General features: G+C 69.7%; 18 protein-coding genes and 1 pseudogene. 12 read left to right on the top strand and 7 right to left on the bottom strand.

What is annotated here, in order from left to right; translation table 11 throughout:
- Positions 1-5: 5 nt before the first annotated feature.
- Entirely contained in the window at positions 6-1334 is a 1329-nt protein-coding gene (locus tag G6N56_RS19945) for a DUF1800 domain-containing protein (protein ID WP_085257883.1), read from the bottom strand.
- 84 nt (positions 1335-1418) lie between these two features.
- Between G6N56_RS19945 and G6N56_RS19940 the strand changes: the two genes are divergently transcribed.
- A complete protein-coding gene (locus G6N56_RS19940; RefSeq protein ID WP_085257884.1) occupies positions 1419-2279 on the top strand; it encodes an endonuclease domain-containing protein in 861 nt (286 codons plus the stop codon).
- 187 nt (positions 2280-2466) lie between these two features.
- Here G6N56_RS19940 and G6N56_RS19935 read toward each other — a convergent pair whose 3' ends face one another.
- Genes G6N56_RS19935 through glnX form a run of 3 tightly spaced genes read right to left on the bottom strand, consistent with a single transcriptional unit; the run spans position 2467 to position 7015 of the window.
- Entirely contained in the window at positions 2467-4737 is a 2271-nt protein-coding gene (locus G6N56_RS19935; RefSeq protein ID WP_085257885.1) for a serine/threonine-protein kinase PknG, read from the bottom strand.
- Entirely contained in the window at positions 4737-5696 is a 960-nt protein-coding gene (locus G6N56_RS19930) for a glutamate ABC transporter substrate-binding protein (RefSeq protein WP_085257886.1), read from the bottom strand. The genes G6N56_RS19935 and G6N56_RS19930 overlap by 1 nt, the downstream gene beginning before the upstream one ends.
- Positions 5696-7015, bottom strand: a complete 1320-nt coding sequence (glnX, locus tag G6N56_RS19925) for a protein kinase G-activating protein GlnX (protein WP_085257887.1) — start codon at positions 7013-7015, stop codon at positions 5696-5698. Before glnX ends, G6N56_RS19930 begins: the two co-directional genes overlap by 1 nt.
- A gap of 146 nt (positions 7016-7161) precedes the next feature.
- Here glnX and G6N56_RS19920 point away from each other — a divergent pair, with 146 nt between their 5' ends.
- Positions 7162-7803 (top strand): NUDIX hydrolase, encoded by a 642-nt coding sequence (locus G6N56_RS19920; RefSeq protein WP_085257888.1) that lies wholly within the window; start codon positions 7162-7164, stop codon positions 7801-7803.
- Here G6N56_RS19920 and thiE read toward each other — a convergent pair.
- A complete protein-coding gene (gene thiE, locus G6N56_RS19915) occupies positions 7775-8446 on the bottom strand; it encodes a thiamine phosphate synthase (RefSeq protein ID WP_085257889.1) in 672 nt (223 codons plus the stop codon). The genes G6N56_RS19920 and thiE overlap by 29 nt on opposite strands.
- A 162-nt stretch (positions 8447-8608) precedes the next feature.
- Between thiE and thiO the strand changes: the two genes are divergently transcribed.
- Genes thiO through G6N56_RS19895 form a run of 4 tightly spaced genes read left to right on the top strand, consistent with a single transcriptional unit; the run spans position 8609 to position 11327 of the window.
- Positions 8609-9619, top strand: coding sequence for a glycine oxidase ThiO (gene thiO / locus G6N56_RS19910; RefSeq protein ID WP_085257890.1), 1011 nt, complete (start codon positions 8609-8611; stop codon positions 9617-9619).
- The gene (thiS, locus tag G6N56_RS19905; RefSeq protein WP_085257891.1) at positions 9616-9813 is read left to right on the top strand and encodes a sulfur carrier protein ThiS; all 198 of its coding nucleotides are present in this window, start codon (positions 9616-9618) and stop codon (positions 9811-9813) included. Before thiO ends, thiS begins: the two co-directional genes overlap by 4 nt.
- A complete protein-coding gene (gene thiG / locus G6N56_RS19900; protein WP_085257892.1) occupies positions 9806-10564 on the top strand; it encodes a thiazole synthase in 759 nt (252 codons plus the stop codon). Before thiS ends, thiG begins: the two co-directional genes overlap by 8 nt.
- 4 nt (positions 10565-10568) lie before the next feature.
- Positions 10569-11327, top strand: coding sequence for an SGNH/GDSL hydrolase family protein (locus G6N56_RS19895; RefSeq protein ID WP_085257893.1), 759 nt, complete (start codon positions 10569-10571; stop codon positions 11325-11327).
- 3 nt (positions 11328-11330) lie between these two features.
- Here the strand turns inward: G6N56_RS19895 and G6N56_RS19890 are convergent, their stop codons facing one another.
- Both G6N56_RS19890 and G6N56_RS19885 read right to left on the bottom strand, forming a co-directional pair.
- Entirely contained in the window at positions 11331-11855 is a 525-nt protein-coding gene (locus G6N56_RS19890; RefSeq protein WP_085257894.1) for a serine/threonine protein kinase, read from the bottom strand.
- Between the two features lie 199 nt (positions 11856-12054).
- Positions 12055-12570: a serine/threonine protein kinase gene (locus G6N56_RS19885; protein ID WP_085257895.1), complete on the bottom strand. Its 516-nt coding sequence runs from the start codon at positions 12568-12570 to the stop codon at positions 12055-12057.
- Positions 12571-12858: 288 nt separating this feature from the next.
- Between G6N56_RS19885 and G6N56_RS19880 the strand changes: the two genes are divergently transcribed.
- The 6 genes and pseudogenes from G6N56_RS19880 to G6N56_RS19855 all read left to right on the top strand — a co-directional run bounded on the left by G6N56_RS19880 (position 12859) and on the right by G6N56_RS19855 (position 19218).
- Positions 12859-13191, top strand: coding sequence for a CD225/dispanin family protein (locus G6N56_RS19880; RefSeq protein ID WP_085257896.1), 333 nt, complete (start codon positions 12859-12861; stop codon positions 13189-13191).
- Positions 13192-13204: 13 nt separating this feature from the next.
- On the top strand, positions 13205-13630 hold the full coding sequence (locus tag G6N56_RS19875) for a DUF2752 domain-containing protein (protein ID WP_085257906.1): 426 nt from the start codon (positions 13205-13207) through the stop codon (positions 13628-13630).
- Between the two features lie 48 nt (positions 13631-13678).
- Positions 13679-15178, top strand: a complete 1500-nt coding sequence (locus G6N56_RS19870; protein WP_085257897.1) for a M28 family metallopeptidase — start codon at positions 13679-13681, stop codon at positions 15176-15178.
- On the top strand, positions 15175-16629 hold the full coding sequence (locus G6N56_RS19865) for a M28 family peptidase (RefSeq protein ID WP_085257898.1): 1455 nt from the start codon (positions 15175-15177) through the stop codon (positions 16627-16629). Before G6N56_RS19870 ends, G6N56_RS19865 begins: the two co-directional genes overlap by 4 nt.
- Before the next feature lie 36 nt (positions 16630-16665).
- Positions 16666-17766 (top strand): annotated as a pseudogene (locus G6N56_RS19860) (HNH endonuclease signature motif containing protein); the annotation flags it as partial.
- Positions 17767-17781: 15 nt separating this feature from the next.
- The gene (locus tag G6N56_RS19855) at positions 17782-19218 is read left to right on the top strand and encodes a recombinase family protein (RefSeq protein ID WP_163645148.1); all 1437 of its coding nucleotides are present in this window, start codon (positions 17782-17784) and stop codon (positions 19216-19218) included.
- Positions 19219-19367 lie beyond the last annotated feature (149 nt).

Here is a 19367-nt window from a genome sequence, read left to right as displayed (position 1 = left end):
CTCGCTCAGGAGGTCAGGTATTCGGGAGTGTTGACGGCGGCGGCGACCAGCAGCGGTGGCGTGCCCGCCAGGGACCGCAGGGCTTGTGCGCTGCGGTCCGACCAGGCGCCGACGCCTATCAGGTAGCCGACCGCGTCGATGCGGTCGGGCGGGGCGGTGCCCTCGATGCCGGACAGGTCGCCGAGGTGCGCCAGCCGGGTCGCGGCCCGCAGCCGCGCCCCCGCGCTGGCGGTCGACAGCCACACCGGCCCACGGGGCCAGCCGCCGACGCTCGGCGGGTAGAACGGACGCTGCCCCAGCGCGCGCAGCGTCGCGTCGGCGAATTTGCGGTGCGCAGGCTGGTCCAGAGGCACCCGTAGCGCGCGGATGACGCCGACCAGCCATTCGACCGGCGTCTGGACGCTGCCTGCCGGGGCGGGCCCGCCTCGGTGGGTGAACTCATCGTCGGTGAGGACCGCGCGGGTCAGCGCCCGCAGGTCACGGCCCGGGCCGTACGCGGCGACCAGCCGGGCAAGTGCCTGCGGTGACGGCGGGTCGTCGGAAGCCAATTGCTGCCAGAGTCGGCCCGCGACGTATTCGGGGGACTTCGCCTGGGCCAGCACGGAATCGCAGAATCCGGAGGCGTCGAAGTCGCGGGTCTGCCCGAACAGCGTCTTGGCGCCGGCGTCGTGGCGTTTGGCGACCAGCGAGGTGCCGCCGTCGGCGCCGATCACCCATCCGGTGAGCGCCCGGGCGCCCGCGCGCACGTCGTCTTCGGTGTAACCGTTGCCGTGGCCCAACGCGAACAGCTCCATGAACTCGCGCGCCAGGTTTTCGTTGGGCGCCTTGGCCGTGCTGCTTTGCCCGTCCAGCCAGCGCAGCATCGCGGCGTCGGTGAGCATCGTGTAGGCCAGGGTGCGAAAGTCGCCCAGCGCGCCGGTACGGAGCTTTCCGTTCTGTGCGGCCATCTGCGCGGCGACCCGGACTTTCTGCGCCGAGGTGGCAAAGTGGTTGTGCCACAACAACGTCAGCTTCTCGTGCACGGGCTGTTGCACCGCCGCCATGCGGCGCAGCCACCAGTCGGAGAGCACGTCCTGCTGCTCGGAAATCTGCTGGTTGTACTGCTTGCGGGCGGCGGGTGTGGCGCCCTTGCCCGGCCGCGGCGGCGCTTCCAACGCGGGCATGGGGGTGGCGACGGCTCCCGGGTCCGCGTCGGGCTTCGCGCCGAGCATGGCGTCGACGTAGCTGGGCCAGTCGCGGGTGACGGCCGCGTCGACCTCGGGCCCGGTGGCGCCGAAGCCGGCGCGCCGCAGCGCGCGGGCGGTGGCAACCCAGTTGGCGGACTGGCCAGGCATGAGACAACTGTGCGGCATCTGGCTATGTTTTCGCTGTGGATGGGCGCACACCCGGTGCGCCGGTCACGTGCAAGCGTTCCCGGCATGGGAGATCCGTTCGTCGGCAGCGAGGCGTTGGCGGCCGGGGCCGTGACGAAGCATCAGCTGAGGACGCGCTACCGCGCGGTGTTGCCGAACGTCTACCTGGCCAGGGGCGTCGAGCCCTCGCTCGAGCTGCGCATCGTCGCGGCCTGGCTGTGGTCGAGGCGGACGGCGACGATCGTCGGGGCGGCCGCCGCGGCTCTGCACGGCTCACAGTGGATTCCCGACGGCGTCCCGATCGAGCTGGTCTGCGACAACCCGCGCCCGCCGCGTGGCCTCCTGACGCGGCGCTACGCGCTGCTGGACGGGGAGACGCAGATCGTGGGCGGGCTGACCGTCACCACGCCCGAGCGCACCGCCTTCGACATCGGCCGGCGCGGGGCCATCCGGTCTTCGGTGGTGAGGCTGGACGCGCTCGCGCGGGCAACGGGTTTCAAGGTCGACGACGTGCTCGCCCTCGCCAAGGCCCACCCGCGGTCGCCGGGACTGCGGCGGCTGGAGACCGCGCTGGAGCTCGTCGACCCCGGCGCCCAGTCACCCCGGGAGAGCTACCTGCGTCTGCTGCTCGTCGACGCGGGCCTCCCGCGCCCGCAGACGCAGATACCCGTGCTCGGCGTCGACGGACTTCCGGTCGCATACCTCGATCTGGGCTGGGCGGAAACTATGGTCGCCGTCGAGTACGACGGCGACCACCATCGAACGGATCGCCGCCAGTACGTCAAGGACGTTCGGCGCGCCGAGACGCTCGAGCGGATGGGCTGGCTGATCGTCCGGGTCGTCGCGGAGGATCACCCCGTCGATGTCGTCCGCCGGGTGCGGGAGGCGCTCGCCATCCGGCGGTCGAGTGTGTATTCCGGCCGTTGATTGTGTACTGAGGGCGGGGATTTCGGGGTTTTCGCACTCTGGATGCACACTCGACGCTCCAGGTGCACACTCGACGTCGTCGAGTCTGGGCGCTTCACTGTTCGCCATCCGGCGGTCGAGTGTGTATCCCCGAGGTTTTCGCACCATGGGTACGCCCAACACGCCCAAGACGCCCAAGACGCCCAAGCTAGAAAGTGCTCGTCGGACGCACCCGGTTCGCCATATCCACCAGCGCGTAGCGATGCCGTTGCGTGGGGGCGACGCGAGCCAGGCTGCGCAGCGACGCCTCGACGCCCAGCCGCAGCCCGTGTTCGGTGAACGGGAAGCCGAGGATGTGGTTGGTGCTCGCTTCGTTGTCGTCGAGCCAGTCCATGGCGGCGCCGAGCACCAGTGCGCGGATCTGCAGCACCCTCGGCTCGGTGGGTGGCAGCGCCTCCACGCGGCGGGCGGCGTCGCGGATCTGTTCCTCGGTGATCTCGCTCGAGGACCGGCCCGAGAGCAGGGTCACCGCGCTTGTCAGCCGCGCGGTGGTGAAATGCCTTGACGTGGGCGGCACCTCGTCGAGCGTGCGCACCGCACCGGCCCGATCGCCCTGCGCCGAAAGCGATCTGGCCAGCCCGAACGCCGCCGAGATCACGCCGTCGTTGGTGCGCCACACGGTCCGGTAGAAGTTGTGCTCGTCGGTGTTGCCGGCGAGCTCGGCCGTCGCGGCCAGGGCCAGCTTGGGCGCCAGCTCGCCCGGGAAGGTGTCCAGCACTTCGGTGAAATGCTCGGTGGCGGCATCGTAGTCACCGGTCAACAGCTCGCCGACGGCGCGATACCAGACCAGCCGCCACTGCCAGCCGACCCGCTCGGCGAGGTCGTCGAGCTTTCGGGTCGCCTTGGCGACGTCGCCCAGGTCCAGCAGCGCGCGCACCTCCATCAGCGGCAGCTCCACCGACTCGGACAGCTCCACGCCGTCGGCGTCCAGGGTGCCGTGGCGGGCCGCTCGCAGCGAGTCCAGCGTCTGCACCGGCTGGGACAACACCGTCGCCTGCAGCACCGGGGCGGCCACGTCGGCCTGGTTCACCAGCGGCACCGACAGCGCGGTGACGATCTCGCGGGCGGTCAGCTTCTCCGAGTGCACCTGGCCGTCCAGGTACACGTCGGTGTGCGCGACCAGCAGGTCCACCCCGAACGTCGAGCGGCTGGGACTGAAGACGGTCGACAGGCCGGGGCGCGGGATGCCGGTGTCGTGGGAGACGACCTCGCGCAGCACGCCCATCAGCTGGGCCGACATCTCGTCGGTGCTGGCGAACCGGCGCCGCGGGTCGGGGTCGGTGGCGCGGCGCAGCAACCGCCGGAACGAGTCGTAGGTCTTCAGCACCGGATCGTCTTCGGGCAGGCCGTCGACGTAGCGCCCGTTGCGCGTGGGCATGTTCAAGGTGAGCGCCGCGAGCGTGCGCCCGACGGTGTAGATGTCGGTGGCCACCGTCGGGCCGGTCCGCACGATCTCGTGCGCCTGGAATCCGGGTGTGCCGTAGAGGTAGCCGAACGAATTGATCCGCGACACCGCGCCCAGATCGATGAGCTTCAGCTGCTCCTCGGTGAGCATGATGTTCTCCGGCTTGAGGTCGTTGTAGACCAGGCCGATCGAATGCAGATAACCCAGGGCGGGAAGGATTTCCAGTAGGTAGGCGATCGCCTCGGCGACGGGCAGTTTCTCGTCCTTGGGGCCTCGCTTGAGCGACTGCCCGCCGATGTACTCCATGACGATGTAGCCGACGGGGTCGCCGTGCCGGTCGGTGTGCTCGACGAAGTTGAAGATCTGCACGATCTGCGGGTGCACGACCTCGGCGAGGAACTGGCGCTCGGCCATCGCGATGGCCTGCGCCTCGGCGTCCCCCGAGTGCACCAGGCCCTTGAGCACCACCGGGCGGTCGTTGACGTTGTGGTCGACGGCCAGGTAGACCCAGCCCAGCCCGCCGTGTGCGATGCAGCCTTTCACCTCGTACTGGCCGGCGACGGTGTCACCCGGATTCAGTTGCGGCAGAAACGAATACGCGCTGCCACACGCGGGACAGTAACCCTCTGACAGTCCTTCGGCCCCCGAGCTGGACCGGCCGACCGGCTTTCCGCAGTTCCAGCAGAATCGCTTGGACTCCGGCACCACCGGGTTGGTCATCAGGGCCTCGAGCGGATCGATGTCCCGCACCCGGGGAATCTCGACCAGGCCACCGCCGAGCTGCCGGACCGGCGGCAGCCTCCTCGTCGCGATCGTCATGCGCTCCTGCGGTTCGGAGTCCGGGAGCGAGAGGAGCGGGAAGTCGTCGTCGTCATCGTCGAAGTCGGGCCGGAACAGCGCCTGCGTGGCCTGCGGGCGCCCCTCCGACGCGTCAGCCGCCTCTGCAGCCTCCGAGGCGGGCTGGCTGCCGGGCGTGACGTCTTCCGCCCCGTCGGACTTCCTGAGCTCTGCCATCAGTCCAGATACCTCGGGGCGGGCGGGCCGGGCGCGGGACCGAGGACCGTCAACCATTTGCGGTACAACGTGTTCCACGTGCCGTCGCGGCGGATGCGTTCGAGCGTGCCGTTGACGAACCGGACCAGCCCGGTGTTGTTCAGGTTGACGCCGATGCCGTAGGGCTGGGTGGCCATGTTCGGCCCGACGATGTGCAGGTAGGGGTCCTCCTCGACCAGGCCGGCCAGGATCGAGTCGTCGGTGCTCACCGCGTCGATCTCGCGCTGCTGCATGGCCACCAGGCAGTCGGCCCAGCTGACCACCGACACGATGATCGGGGGCGGGTCGATCTGGCGGATCCGGTGCAGCGAGGTGGTCCCCTTCGCCACGCAGACCCGCTTGCCCGACAGGTCGCCCACCTTCACGATCGGCGAGTCCCGCGGGGCGAGGATGCGCTGGTTGGCGTCGAGATAGACCGTCGAGAAGTTCACCTCCTTGCGCCGTTCGCAGGTGATGGTCATGGTCTTGACGACGACGTCGACCTCCGAGCGCTGCAGCGCGGTGACCCGCTCGTCGGACGACAGGATGCGGTACTCGACGTGCGACGGGGCCCCGAAGATGTCGCGCGCGATCTCGCCGGCGATGTCGACGTCGAACCCCGTGATCTCCCCGGTGATCGGGTCGCGGAAGCTGAACAGGTTGCTGCCGATATCCAGCCCGACGATCAGCCGGCCCCGGGCGCGGATGTCGGCGACGGCCGCGTCCGCCTCCGCCTTGGTTTGGAAGGGCCGCAGGCTGGCGGTGAGGTTGCAGTCCTGGCTGCCGTCGTCCGCGGGCAGCGGGGGCTCCGGCGGCATCTGCTCCATGCCGACCGGCGTGGGCGGCGGCAGGGTCGGCACCGTCGCGACCGTCAGCGATTCCGGCTGCGCGCAACCGGCCAGCACGGTCAGCGCGGCGAGTCCGGCGGCGAGGCGCTTCATCACCGGTATTCCTTCAGCCGCGGCCACAGCCCCAGGGCGACCGCGATCGCCGCGCCGAGGCTCAGCACCACGCCCCCGACCTGCGCGCCGGACAGCCCGCTGCGCGCGTTGAGGACGTCGTTGCGCAGGTGGGTGCGGCTCTGGTCCATGGCCTTGACCAACTGGTCCTCGAGCTTGTCGAACGCCGGGGTGGAGTCGTCTTCACCGCTGCCCAGGGCGACCTGGGTGGCCGCCCGGTAGTTGCCCACCGAGATGTAGGAGTTGATCCGGTCGTTGGCCTGCCGCCAGCGCAGCAACAGCTGATCGGCGCCCTGCAGGTCGGGCTTGTCGACGGCGTCGCTGCGCGCCATGTACTGGTCGAGCTGGGAGTGCATCGAGTCGATGCGCCGGTAGAACGACTGCTTGCGCCGCTCCTCGTCGCCGCGGCGGATCAGCGACAACGTCTCGTCGGCCCGGGCCTGCTGGGCGGTGATCGCCACGTTCGTGACCGTCTTGAGGGACTCCGCGGCAGTGTCCTTCGCGCTACGACTCGCCGTCGTAGAGATGGTCAACGCGGTCCCGACCCATACCACCATGACGAGAATAGCCAGGCCGCCGACGACCAGCCCCGGGTTGATGCGGCGCCGGGTGCGCCGGGCCAGCCAGCGGTGCGCGAACGCGCCGAAGAGCGCGGTGGTGACGACGACCAGGATCACCGGCAGCGGGATCTGGGTGGACGCGGTGGTTTCGCTGTCCACCCGCTTGGACGTCTCGGAGTAGAGCCGCGCCGCGTCGGGCAGGATCGTCGACTGCATCAGCCCGGACGCCTCCGACAGGTACGACGACCCGACGGGGTTGCCCTCACGGTTGTTGGTGCGCGCGATCTCGATGAGCCCGGTGTAGACGGCCAGCTCGGCGTTGATCCGGCCCAGCAGCTCCACCAGCGGCTCGTCCGTCAGCCCGCTGGATGCCCTGGTCACCGCCACCGACGCGTCGGTGATCGCCTGCTCGTAGCGCTCCCGGACGGGACGCGGCTCGGCCTCGGCGATGAACGCGGTCGCCGCCGCGGCGTCGGCCACCGACAGCGTCGTGTACAGCCGCCCGGCGGCGAACGACAGCGGCTCGGTGTGGTTGAGCACCGTGGTCAGCACCTGCTGCCGGTGGTTGATGGTCGTCGACGTGGCGAAGGCGGTGGCGGCGCCCAGGGCCGCGAGGATGATCCCGATGGTCAGGATGCGCCCGGGGGTCGTGGAGATGAACCACCAGCGCGGGTGCGCCGGTTCGGCGGGCGACCGCAAACCCGGGGGCTCGGTCGACGGGTGCGCCAGCTCAACCGTCACGTTTGATCAGCCCTCATCTTTCGGCCACTCGAATTCGCTGCACTGACCTCTATAAGCGAATCTTAAGAGGATTTGCGGCGGATGGGGGGAGGCCGACGCAATTGATACCCGGCTGGAAGCTTGCGGGCACGCATATCCTTGATCTCGTGCAGGGCGACGGTGACGGATGGGTGGTATCCGACAGCGGCGCTCACTATTGGGGCCGGTACGGCGCGGCCGGTTTGCTGCTGCGCGCGCCGCTTTCCGACGGCACTCCAGCGGTGCTGCTGCAGCACCGGGCCGTGTGGAGTCACCAGGGCGGAACGTGGGGCCTCCCGGGCGGCGCCCGGGACAGCCACGAGAGCCCCGAGGAGACGGCGGTGCGCGAGGCGAACGAGGAGGCCGGGCTCGTCACCGAGCTGGTGGCCGTCCGCGCGGCGGTGGTCACGGCCGAGATTCCCGGAATCGGCGGCACCCGCTGGACCTACACGACCGTCGTCGCCGACGCGGGCGCGTTGCTCGATACCGTGCCCAACGGGGAGAGCGCCGAGATGCGCTGGGTGCCCGAGGACGAGGTGGCGGCCCTGCCGCTGCATCCCGGTTTCGCCGCCAGCTGGCACCGCTTGCGCACGGCGCCGGCGCGGTTGCCGCTCGGCCACGGCGACGAGCGCCGGCGGCACCTGCCCCGGACGTTCGAGCTGGAGGCGGGGGTGTTCGTCTGGTGCATGCCGGGCGACCCGCTTCGGGCCGACGAGGCCCCGTCGCACCTGAGTCACCGGATCAGCTCGCTGCTGCAAGCGCCGAGCTGAGCTCCCGCGCGGCGGCCCGCGGATCCTCCGCCGCGGTGATGGCCCGCACCACCACGATCCGCCGCGCACCGGCGTCGAGCACCTCGGGCAGGCGCCGCGCGTCGATGCCCCCGATGGCGAACCACGGCTTGGCGCCGGTCAGCCGCGCGGCGGCCTGCACCAGCGGCAGGCCCGGCGCCTCGCGACCCGGCTTGGTCGGGGTGGGCCAGCACGGGCCGACGCAGAAGTAGTCGGCGCCGCCGGCCGCGGCGGAACGTGCCTGTTCGGGGTCGTGGCTGGACAGGCCGATCACGGTGTCGGGCCCGACGAACTCGCGCGCAACGCCGACGGGCAGGTCGCCCTGACCGAGGTGCAGGACGTCGGCACCCGCGGCCCGGGCGATGTCGGCCCGGTCGTTGACCGCGAACAGGGCGCCGTGCCGGCGCGCGGCGTCGGCGAGGATCTCGCACGCCGCCAGCTCCTCGCGCGCCTCGAGCGGGCCGAACCGTTCTTCGCCCGCCGATCCCTTGTCGCGCAGCTGGATGATGTCCACCCCGCCGGCCAGCGCGGCGTCGGCGAACTGGGCCAGGTCGCCGCTCTCGCGGCGCGCGTCGGTACACAGATACAGCCGCGCGGAGGCGAGCCGGGTGAGACGTGGATGCACACCGCGACGCTAGCGCGCTAGCGTGGACGGCAGAACTACTAGACACGGGAGTCCCGGGTAGCACCACCACCTGCGGGGCTGAGAGTGGGCACAGCCAGTGGGACTGGACCTGCCCTTACCGTCACACCTGATCCGGATCATGCCGGCGAAGGGAGGACAGGGATGCCGACGGGCTGTTTGGCCGTCATCGGAGGCGGCGTCATCGGGTTATCGGTGGCGCGGCGCGCCGCGCAGGCGGGATGGTCGGTGCGGGTGCACCGCACTGGCGAGCGAGGCGCGTCCTGGGTCGCCGGCGGCATGCTGGCGCCGCACAGCGAGGGCTGGCCGGGAGAAGAGCGGCTGCTGCAGCTGGGGTTGGAGTCGTTGCGGCTGTGGCGCGAGGGCGGGTTCCTCGACGGGTTGCCGCCGGAGGTGGTCACGGCCCGCGAGTCGCTGGTGGTGGCCGTCGACCGGGCCGACGTCGCGGACCTGCGCACGGTCGCGGAGTGGTTGTCGGAGCAGGGCCACCCGGTGGTCTGGGAGTCGGCCGCGCGCGATGTCGAACCGCAGCTCGCGCAGGGCATCCGGCACGGCTTTCGGGCGCCGACCGAGTTGGCGGTCGACAATCGCGCGGTGGTCGAGGCGCTGGCCGCGGACTGCGAGCGCCTCGGCGTTCGGTGGGCCGGGCCCGCCGACGAGTTGTCCCGCGTCGAGGGCGACGCGGTGGTGATCGCCAACGGCATCGACGCACCCATGCTGTGGCCAGGCCTGCCGGTGCGCCCGGTGAAGGGCGAGGTGCTGCGCCTGCGTTGGCGAAAGGGGTGCATGCCGCTGCCGCAGCGGGTGATTCGGGCCCGCGTGCACGGCCGGCAGGTGTATTTGGTGCCGCGCGCCGACGGGGTAGTGGTCGGCGCCACCCAGTACGAGCACGGGCGTGACACCGCTCCGGTGGTCTCGGGGGTGCGGGACCTGCTGGACGACGCCTGCGCGGTGCTGCCGGCGCTCGGCGAGTACGAGTTGGCCGAGTGCGCCGCCGGGCTGCGCCCGATGACGCCCGATAACCTGCCCATTGTGCAGCGCCTCGACGAGCGAACTTTGGTGGCCGCCGGCCACGGCCGGTCCGGGTTCCTGCTGGCCCCGTGGACCGCGGAACAAATTGTCTGTCAACTGGTCCCGGTCGGAGCGCCGTCATGATCGTCACCGTCAACGAACAGCGGGTCGAGGTCGACGAGCGGACCACGGTTGCTGCATTGCTGGATTCGCTGGGCTACCCGGACCGGGGCGTCGCGGTGGCCATCGACTTGTCGGTGCTGCCGCGGTCGCAATGGGGCACCACGCTTTGCGACGGTGCACGCCTCGAGGTCGTGACGGCGGTGCAAGGTGGCTGACTCGACCCTGACCATCGCCGACCGCAGCTTCGCATCGCGGCTCATCATGGGCACCGGGGGAGCGACCAACCTTGCGGTGCTCGAGGAGGCGCTGATCGCGTCCGGCACCGAACTGACCACCGTGGCGATCCGCCGGGTCGATGCCGAGGGCGGGACCGGATTGCTGGACCTGCTCAACAAATTGAGCATCATGCCGCTGCCCAACACGGCGGGGTGCCGCAGCGCGGCCGAGGCGGTGCTCACCGCCCGGTTGGCCCGTGAGGCGTTGAACACCGACTGGGTGAAGCTCGAGGTGATCGCCGACGAACGCACCCTGCTGCCCGACGCCGTCGAATTACTCAGGGCTGCCGAGCAATTGGTCGACGACGGATTCGTCGTGCTGCCGTACACCAACGACGACCCGGTGTTGGCCCGCCGGCTCGAGGACGCCGGGTGCGCGGCCGTCATGCCGCTGGGCTCGCCGATCGGCACCGGCCTGGGCATCACCAACCCGCACAACATCGAGATGATCGTCGCGGGGGCCGGTGTCCCGGTGGTGCTCGACGCGGGCATCGGGACCGCGAGTGACGCTGCGCTGGCGATGGAATTGGGTTGCGACGCCGTGCTGTTGGCGAGCGCAGTGACGCGGGCCGCCGATCCGGCGGCCATGGCCGCGGCGATGGCCGCCGCGGTCACCGCCGGCCATCTGGCCCGCCGGGCCGGTCGCATCCCCAAGCGGTTCTGGGCCCAGGCTTCCTCGCCGCCGCGATAACTTCATGAAACGCTATGTCGCGCTTGGCAGTTCGATGGCCGCCGGCCCCGGGATCCGGCCCACCGCTCCCGGTGCGCCCTGGGGATCGGGCCGATCCGCCCGCAACTACCCGCACCTGCTCGCCGAGCGATGCCAGCTGGACCTGGTGGACATCACCTTTTCCGGCGCCACCACCGCCCACGTGCTTGCCGACCGCCAGCGGGGCGCGCCACCCCAGATCGCCGCGCTGGACGGCTCGGAGAGCCTGGTGACGGTGACCATCGGCGGCAATGACGTCGGCTACGTTCCGCTGTTGATGGCCAGCGCCCTGCCGCGGTGGACGCGGCGGATACCGCTACTCGCCGGCCGGATATCCGAACTGTTGGACCGGGATTCGCGCGACCGCGCCCTGGCGGCCGTGTACGACTCCCTGTGTGCGGTGGGCGCGGCGCTGCGTGAGCGCGCCCCGGGCGCCCGGGTTCTGTTCGTCGACTACCTGACGATCCTGCCGCCGGCGGGGACCCCGGCCGCGCCGATCTCGGAGGCCGACGCGGATCTGGGCCGCCATGTGGCCGCGACGCTCGAACGGCTCACGGCCGACGCGGCGAAGGCAACCGGGTGCGACGTCGTGCGCGCCGCCGCCGCCAGCGACAGCCACCACGCCTGGTCGCGCGAGCCCTGGACAACGAAACCCGGTGTGCCACTGCCGCGTCGAGCCGCCCCGCTGCACCCCAACGCGGCCGGGATGCGAGCGGTGGCGGAACTCATTGCGGCACAGCTATGAACGTCAGCCGTTCGCGCGCCACCACTGGTACAGGCCGTTGACGTCGTTGTTGTTCGCGCTGACGTGGCCCAGCACGTTTTTGGCGTCGGTGGTCCAGGTGATGGTCGCGGCGTTCTTGTAGGTGCCGCAGGCCACCTGGCCTGCGCTCGCGGAACTGCCCTGGTGCCATGTCGTCGGCGACTGACCCGCGTCCCCGCAGGCCGCCATGGACACGTCCTTGATGGTGGAGCTGAACGCCGCGGCCAGATTCGTGCCGTTGTCGAAGAGGGCGTAGAGGCCGGCGGCCGGCCCGTTCGAGTCGGGGCTCTGACCGCACAGGAGCTCGGCCAGCTCACCGGTTTCCGTCAGCGTCTGGGGTTTGCAGTTGTTGAGGCCGTAGCCCTTTGACACGTTGCCCGCCAGAGTGTTCAGGTCGTTCGGGTTGCCGGTGTTGGGGTCGGCGGCAGCCGTGGTCGTCCCGGCTACGGCGAAACCGCCCAGCAGCGCCGCGATTGTGGCCGCCCGCAGCGCCTTGGTCAGAGGGGACATGCTGAACTCCTTAAGTCGTTGCACCGGGGTGCGGCCGCGCTGATCTGCGTGAGTCTATTTCGACATTAGGCCGCAGTCAGTAGTTTCAGCAAAACGAAATATGAATACCTGAGCAAACGCGGTTGCGTCACGCTCGAGATGCCGAAGTCATCGGTCGACTTTGCCTGAACGCCATATTGTTATGGCGAAACGCCAACGTTCAACCGTTGGACTTCCACCACTCGTAGAGCGCCGCGGCATCGCCGTTGGAGCCGCGGATATAACTCAACACGTTCTTCGCGTCCGTGGTCCAGATGATCTCTGCGGCATTCTGATAAGTCCCGCACGCCACCTGCCCGGCGACGGCGCTGGAGCCCTGGTGCCACGTGGTGGGCGAGGTGGCGGCGTTACCGCAGCCGGTGAGGACATCCTCCTTGATGCTCTTGGTGAACGAGCTGGCCAGGTCGGTGCCGTTGCCGAACAAGAGGTACCGCGCCTGCGCCGGGCCGGCGGGGTCGGGACTTTGTCCGCATTGGAGCGAGGCGAGCTCACCGCCCGTGATGTTTTGTGCGGTGCAGTTCTTGAGGTCGTAACCCTTGGACAGCGAGGAGGCCAGCGCGTTGACGTCCGACGGATTTCCGGTGTCGGGCGGGTCTGCGCTCGCCGGTGCCACGGTGAGCGTGCCCGCGAGCGCGGCGGCCACCGCCGCCAGCCGTGCGGTGGTGCGATGAGGCATCCCTTGACTCCTTGGCGGTGGTTGCTGCATACCGATCGTAGGGGTACCAGGTTGCCGTGCAAACACATTCCGCCGGATATTGTCTGTCTGGGTACGAATTTGTCGGTCGCGGATAATATCCATGCCGGACAAGCATTTCCGGATGCGGGGCTGATTGTTCCCACGTCGCGCGGTGGTGATTAGCCCTCGGCGGGGATCGGACTTTTTGTTTCGTGATGACGGCGCGACGCTGCTCGGGTATGGTTAGCACGTTTCACGCCAGCTAACTTCTCGTGATCTGGAGAATCCATGACACAGCCGCCCCCTCCGCCCCCGGGATATCCGCCGCAGCAGCCGGCCGGGCAGGCGCCGAATAACTACCTGGTGTGGTCCATTCTGGTGACCATTTTCTGCTGTCTTCCCTTCGGGATCGTGGCAATCGTCAAGTCCAGCCAGGTCAACGGGCTCTGGGCGCAGGGGCGTTACGCCGAGGCGCAGGCGTCGGCCGACAGCGCCAAGAAGTGGGTCATGTGGTCGGTCATCGTCGGCCTGATCGTGATCGTCATCAACGTGATCCTGGCGGCGACCGGCGCCTACAACGGAGACAACACGAACGCGGCGATGCTTGCCGCGATGTTCTAAGGTCGGCGTCGTGATGGTCACCCGACAGGGCTTCGCGCCGCTGAGTTTGGCTGCGCCCCTGGCGGTGGCCGCGTCGACGACGCTGGTCTGCGCGGCCGTTTGGGTGGGTGACCCGACCACCCCGAACGGCCCGCTGCCGGTCTGCCCCACCAAGGCGCTGCTCGGTATCGACTGCCCCGGCTGCGGCAGCATGCGCATGCTGTATTCGCTCATGCACGGCAATCTGCTGGCGGCCGCCAGGTTCAACGCGCTCGGCCTCGCGGCGCTGGTGCTGTTGGTCTGGGCGTACCTGGCGTGGACCTACGGCCGGGCCACGGGCAGGCGGATTCGCGGCTGGCAGCACCAGCGCTGGTCCGCCGCCGTGGCGCTGGGCCTCGTGGTGATCTGGTTCGTTGTGCGAAACCTCCCCTTCGCCCCGTTCAGCGCGCTGCATGTCTGAACGTGTCGATCGGCGCGACCGGTGCACCGCGGTCTAACCTGGGGCTTAATGCTGAACAAATCGTCGACGGTCCCGGCGGTGCTCGTCACGGTCGCCCTGACCGGGATCGCGGCCGGTTGTTTCCACAAGTCGGCCGACCCCACGCCCGGAACGCCCAACCCCGCGGCGGCCGAGTTCGCCGACACTTTGCACAGCAAGGTCACCGCCGACGCGATGATGGTGCACCTGTCCAAGTTGCAGGACATCGCCAACGCCAACAACGGCACCCGTGCGGTGGGCACCCCCGGCTACGAAGCCAGCGTCGATTACGTGGTGGATACATTGCGCCACAGCGGTTTTGACGTGCAGACGCCGGAGTTCTCCGCGCGCGTCTTCCACGGTGACAAGCCGGTGGTGACCGTCGGCGGCCGGCCCGTCGAGGCGCGTGCGCTGGACTTCAGCCTCGGCACCCCGCCGGACGGGGTGAGCGGCCCGCTGGTGGCCGCGCCCGCGGACGACAGCCCCGGGTGTGAAGCGTCCGACTACGACAGGCTGCCGGCGCAGGGTTCCGTGGTGCTGGTCGACCGCGGCAATTGCCCGTTCTCCCAGAAGGAAGACGTCGCGGCCAAGCGCGGCGCCGTCGCGATGATCGTCGCCGACAACGTCGACGAGCAGCAGATGGGCGGCACCCTCGGGCCGGACACCGAAGTCAAGATTCCGGTGGTGAGCGTCACCAGATCCATCGGGGTGCAGCTGCGCGCGCAGCCCGGGCCGGTCACCATCAAGCTGACCGCGAGCGTGCAGAACTTCAAGGCCCGCAACGTGATCGCGCAGACCAAGACGGGCTCGTCCCACGACGTGGTGATGGCCGGCGCCCACCTCGACAGCGTGCCGGAGGGGCCGGGCATCAACGACGACGGGTCCGGCGTGGCCGCGATCCTGCAGACCGCGATCCAGCTCGGCAGCTCGCCGTCCGTGCACAACGCGGTGCGGTTCGGCTTCTGGGGCGCCGAAGAGCTCGGGCTGATCGGGTCGCGGAACTACGTGGAGTCGTTGGATCTCAACGGGCTCAAAGACATTGCGCTGTATCTGAATTTCGACATGCTGGCGTCGCCGAACCCCGGTTACTTCACCTACGACGGGGACCAGTCGCTGCCCATGGACGCGCGCGGCCGGCCCGTCGTCCCCGAAGGCTCGGCCGGCATCGAGCGCACGCTGGTCGCCTACCTGAAGTCCGCCGGAAAGGCCGCGCAGGACACGTCGTTCGACGGCCGTTCCGACTACGACGGTTTCACCCTCGCCGGGGTCCCGGCCGGTGGGCTGTTCTCCGGGGCCGAGGTCAAGATGTCCGCCGACCAGGCCAAGCTCTGGGGCGGCACCCCCGACCAGCCGTTCGACCCCAACTACCACCAGAAGACCGACACGCTCGACCACATCGACCGGACCGCCCTGGGCATCAATGGCGGCGGCGTCGCCTATGCCATCGGCCTGTATGCGCAGGACCTGGGCGGGCACAACGGGGTACCGGTCATGGAGGACCGCACGCGACACGTGCTCGCGAAGTCATGATCCGCCGGCTGGGCGCGACGGTGCTCCTGCTGGCCGGGTTGCTGTCGGGGTGCTCGTCGGGCTCACGTGTGGCGGGGCCGGCCGCTGCGCCGGACCTGGGCCGCGGGCTGGCCGGAAAGGTGACCGCGGACCGCATCCTCGCGCACCTGCGGGCGCTGCAGGACATCGCCAACGCGAACAAGGGGAACCGGGCCGAGGGCACCCCCGGCTACGACGCCAGCGTCGAATACGTCGCGAAGACGCTGCGCGACAGGGGATTCGACGTGGCCACACCGCAGTTCGACCGGCTGTATGCCGAATCCCCCGGGAAACCGGCGGTGACGGTCGGCGGCCTCGGCTATCAAGTTGACCAGGCATCCCTGCTGGTGCAGACCCCTCCCGGCGGCCTGACCGGTCAGCCCGTCCGGCCCACGCAGCCGTCCGGCTGCTCGGCCGCCGACTACCCGGGCTTGCCGAAGGGGGCGATCGCCGTCGTCGACGACGCCCGCTGCTCGGTGGTGGACAAGCAGAACAGCGCGGTGGCCAAGGGCGCCGCGGCCGTGATCGTGCTCAGCACCCCCGCGGGTCAGGGGGCGCCGCCCACGCTGTTCAACCCCGGCTACTTCAAGCAGCTGACCGTGCCGGTCGCGGTTGCCGGTGGCTCCGCCGCGAGCGCGCTGGCACGCGCCACCGCACCGATACGTCTCGTGCTGGACGCCCGCAACGTCGTGGTCACGTCGCGAAACGTGCTGGCGCAGACCAAAACCGGCTCGCCGCACGAGGTGGTCGTGGTCGGTGCGCACCTCGAGGGGCCGCCGGGGGGGCCGGGCATCAACGACAACGGTTCCGGGGTCGCCGCGGTGCTGGAGACCGCGCTGCAGCTCGGCCCGCTGGCCCCGGTGAACGACGCGGTCCGGTTCGCGTTCTGGGGTTCCGGGGCGATGGATTATGTCTTCGGGATGGACGACGCTCAGCTCAACGACGTCGCGCTGTACCTGAACTTCACCACGCTGGGGTCGACGAACGCGGGCTTCTTCACCGACGACGGTGATCAGTCGGGTCCGGCCAGCCCGGGGGTGTCTTTCGGGGACGTCCCCGACGGCTCGGCCGGCATCGAGCGCACCCTGGCCGGGTTCCTGAACCTCGCGGGCAAGCGGCCCGCCGACATGCCGCTGGACACCAGGGCCGACTACCACCCGTTCATGGTCGCGGGCGTGCCGGTGGGCGGCATGACCGCCGGCGCCTCCCAGATGAAGACCACCGTGCAGGCCCGCCTGTGGGGCGGTCAGGCAGGGGCACCCTTCGACCCCAATTACCGGGGCCCCCGGGACACCGTCGATAACGTCAGCCGGGAGGCGCTGGGGATCATGGGTTCCGGGGTGGCGTTCGCCGTCGGCACCTACGCGGAGTCCGTCGGTGGGGTCAACGGGGTGCCCGGGCACGACAAGCGGCACCGCTCCCGCGTTCCGTAGGCGGGCTTGTCGGTGGGGTCTGCAATTATCGAATGCATGTTCGATAAGCGGCTTCACGAGTATTGGGAGCCCCCACAGCACGGTCGCGCGCGGGCGCTGGTGGAGCGGATGCGCGCCTCGTGGCGGGATGAGGCGCGGGCGGCGGCGGATCGGTTGGATGCGATCGGGGAGCTCTTCGAGATGCGCCGCGCCGAGCGGGGTGAGGAGGCCGATTGGGCGGTCGATACGTGGGCCGCGGTGGGTGGGGAGGTCGCTGCGGCGTTTCGGATCAGCCTGGCCATGGCGGGTAGTTACCTGCATCAGGCGCTGGCGATGCGTGAGCGGCTGCCGCAGGTGGCGGCGGTGTTTCGGACCGGCGACATCGACTATCGGACGTTTCAGATGCTGGTGTACCGCACCGGTCTGATCACCGATGCGCAGTTGCTGGCGGTGGTGGATGGGCAGCTGGCGGTAGCCGTGCCGCGGTGGCCGTCGATGACGCGGGGCCGGCTGGCTGGGCAGGTCGACAGGATCGTGGGCAAGGCCGACGCGGATGCGGTGCGCCGCCGCCACGAGTCGCGGAACGAGCGGGAGGTGTCGATCTGCGACCTGGAAGGCGGGATGTCTGAGATTCACGGCAGCCTGGTCAGCCCGGACGCCCACGCGCTGGACAGCCGGCTGGACGCGGTGGCGGCCACGGTCTGCGAGCGGGACCCACGCAGCCACGCTCAGCGGCGCGCGGATGCGTTGGGGGTGTTGGCCGCCGGGGCGGATCGGTTGGGGTGTCGCTGCGGGCGCGATGACTGTGCGGCCGGCGCGCGCCGGCCCGCCGCGCCGGTGGTGATTCATGTGATCGCCGAGCAGACCACCCTCGATGGCGGCGACGCCCCCGCCTCCGAGGGGGGTGTCGACACGCTGATCGCCCCCGAACTGCTCCGGGAGCTTGCCCGGTCGGCCACGCTGGTGCCGCTGGCTCACCCCGCCGGCGCCCCACCCGAGACGGGCTACGTGCCGTCGACGGCCCTGGCCGATTTCGTGCGGTGCCGGGACCTGACCTGCCGGGCGCCGGGCTGTGACCGCCCGGCGGCCCACTGCGACCTGGACCATACGATCCCGTGGGCCGACGGTGGCGCCACGCACGCGTCGAAGGTTAGATGCTGCTAATATACCCCCATGGCGAAGATGAAATCCGCTGGTCAGCGGGCTGGGGTGCGGTCGGCGGCGATTTACGCGCGTATCTCGGCTGATGTGGAGGGCACCGGGTTGGGGGTGGCGCGGCAGTTGGAGGATTGCCGCAAGCTGTCTGCTGACCGCGGTTGGCCGGTTGGCGATGAGTATGTCGATAACGATGTGTCGGCGTTCTCGGGCAAGCCGCGTCGGCAGTATGCGCGGATGCTGGCCGATCTGGCATCAGGGGCGCGGGATGCGGTGATCGTCTACAACTTGGACCGGTTGCATCGCCGACCGGTGGAGTTGGAAGAGTTTGTCGCTTTGTGTGAGTCGGTGGGTGTGCGAGACGTGGCTACCGTGACCGCCGATATTGACCTGGGTAACGATGACGGGTTGTTCATGGCCCGGATTTTCGCCGCGTTCGCCGCCAAGGAGTCCGGGCGCAAGTCCGCACGTATTCGCCGCAAGATGTTGCAGAACGCCGAACAGGGACTACCGCACGGCTCGGTGCGCCCGTTCGGCTACGAGGACGACAAGATCACGCTGCGGACGTCGGAGGCGGCGGTGGTGCGTGAGATGGTGGACCGCTACTTGGCGGGCCAGTCGTTGTTGTCGTTGACGGTGTGGCTCAACGACTCCGGCGTTTCCCCGGCGGTGGCCAAGTCGTGGCAGACCTCGGCGGTGCGCCAGATCCTGTGCTCGGGCCGTATCGCCGGGCTGCGGGAGCATCGTGGTGAGGTGATCGGGCCTGCGAAATGGCCGGCGATCATTACGCCGGCGGAGCGGGACCGGATCTTGGCGCGTATCGCGGCGCGGTCGGTGACCAAGACGCGGGCGCGCACATATGTGTTGTCAGGGATGCTGCGGTGTGGGCGTTGCGGTAATCGGCTGTATTCGCAAGCCCGGCACAGTAATCCCGATCATCGGGTGCGCCGCTATGTTTGTCTGAAAGGACCCGATCATGGCGGCTGTGGTCGGCTGACGGTGGTCGCCGAACCGGTTGAGGCTTTGTTGACTGATGCGGTGTTGACCCGCCTGGATTCTCGGGATCTGGCGAAGGTGTTGGCCGGCAAAGCCAGCCCTAATCATGATGTGGCTGCGTTGGCGGCGGCCGTGGAGGCCGATCAAACGCGCCTCGATGAGCTGGCCGGTTTGTATGCCGACGGCGCGATCAGCGCGCGGGAGTGGATCGCGGCCCGCGACCCGATCACCAGCCGCATCCAGCAGGCCAGGCGTGACATCGCTGAGGCCACCGATACCAGTGAGGTTTATGAGTTGGCGGGCACCGGCGGGGCGTTGCGCGGCCAATGGCCGGACCTCGACGTGGAACGCCAGCGGAGCATCGTCAAATCGATCCTGGATCACGCGGTGATCGCACCGGGCACCCCCGGTTCCCGCAGTCTCGACATTAACCGCGTGCAACCCCATTGGCGCATCTAGGTTTTCGGCGTCGCGGATGCTCCCTGGCGAGTGCCGAGTGTCTGGGCTGGTGGGCCGTCAAGGCCAAAGCCGCACGCGGTCGAAGCCAGCTTCGAGCCTGGACGGCCCACCAGCCCAGACACCAGGAATGCTCTTATCGCCGGGAAGGG

It is taken from the genome of Mycobacterium saskatchewanense, from assembly GCF_010729105.1.
GTDB classification, from domain to species: Bacteria; Actinomycetota; Actinomycetes; order Mycobacteriales; family Mycobacteriaceae; genus Mycobacterium; species Mycobacterium saskatchewanense.
The sequence above is the reverse complement of the archived record's forward strand: the minus strand, read 5'-3'. Positions and strand labels throughout refer to the sequence as shown.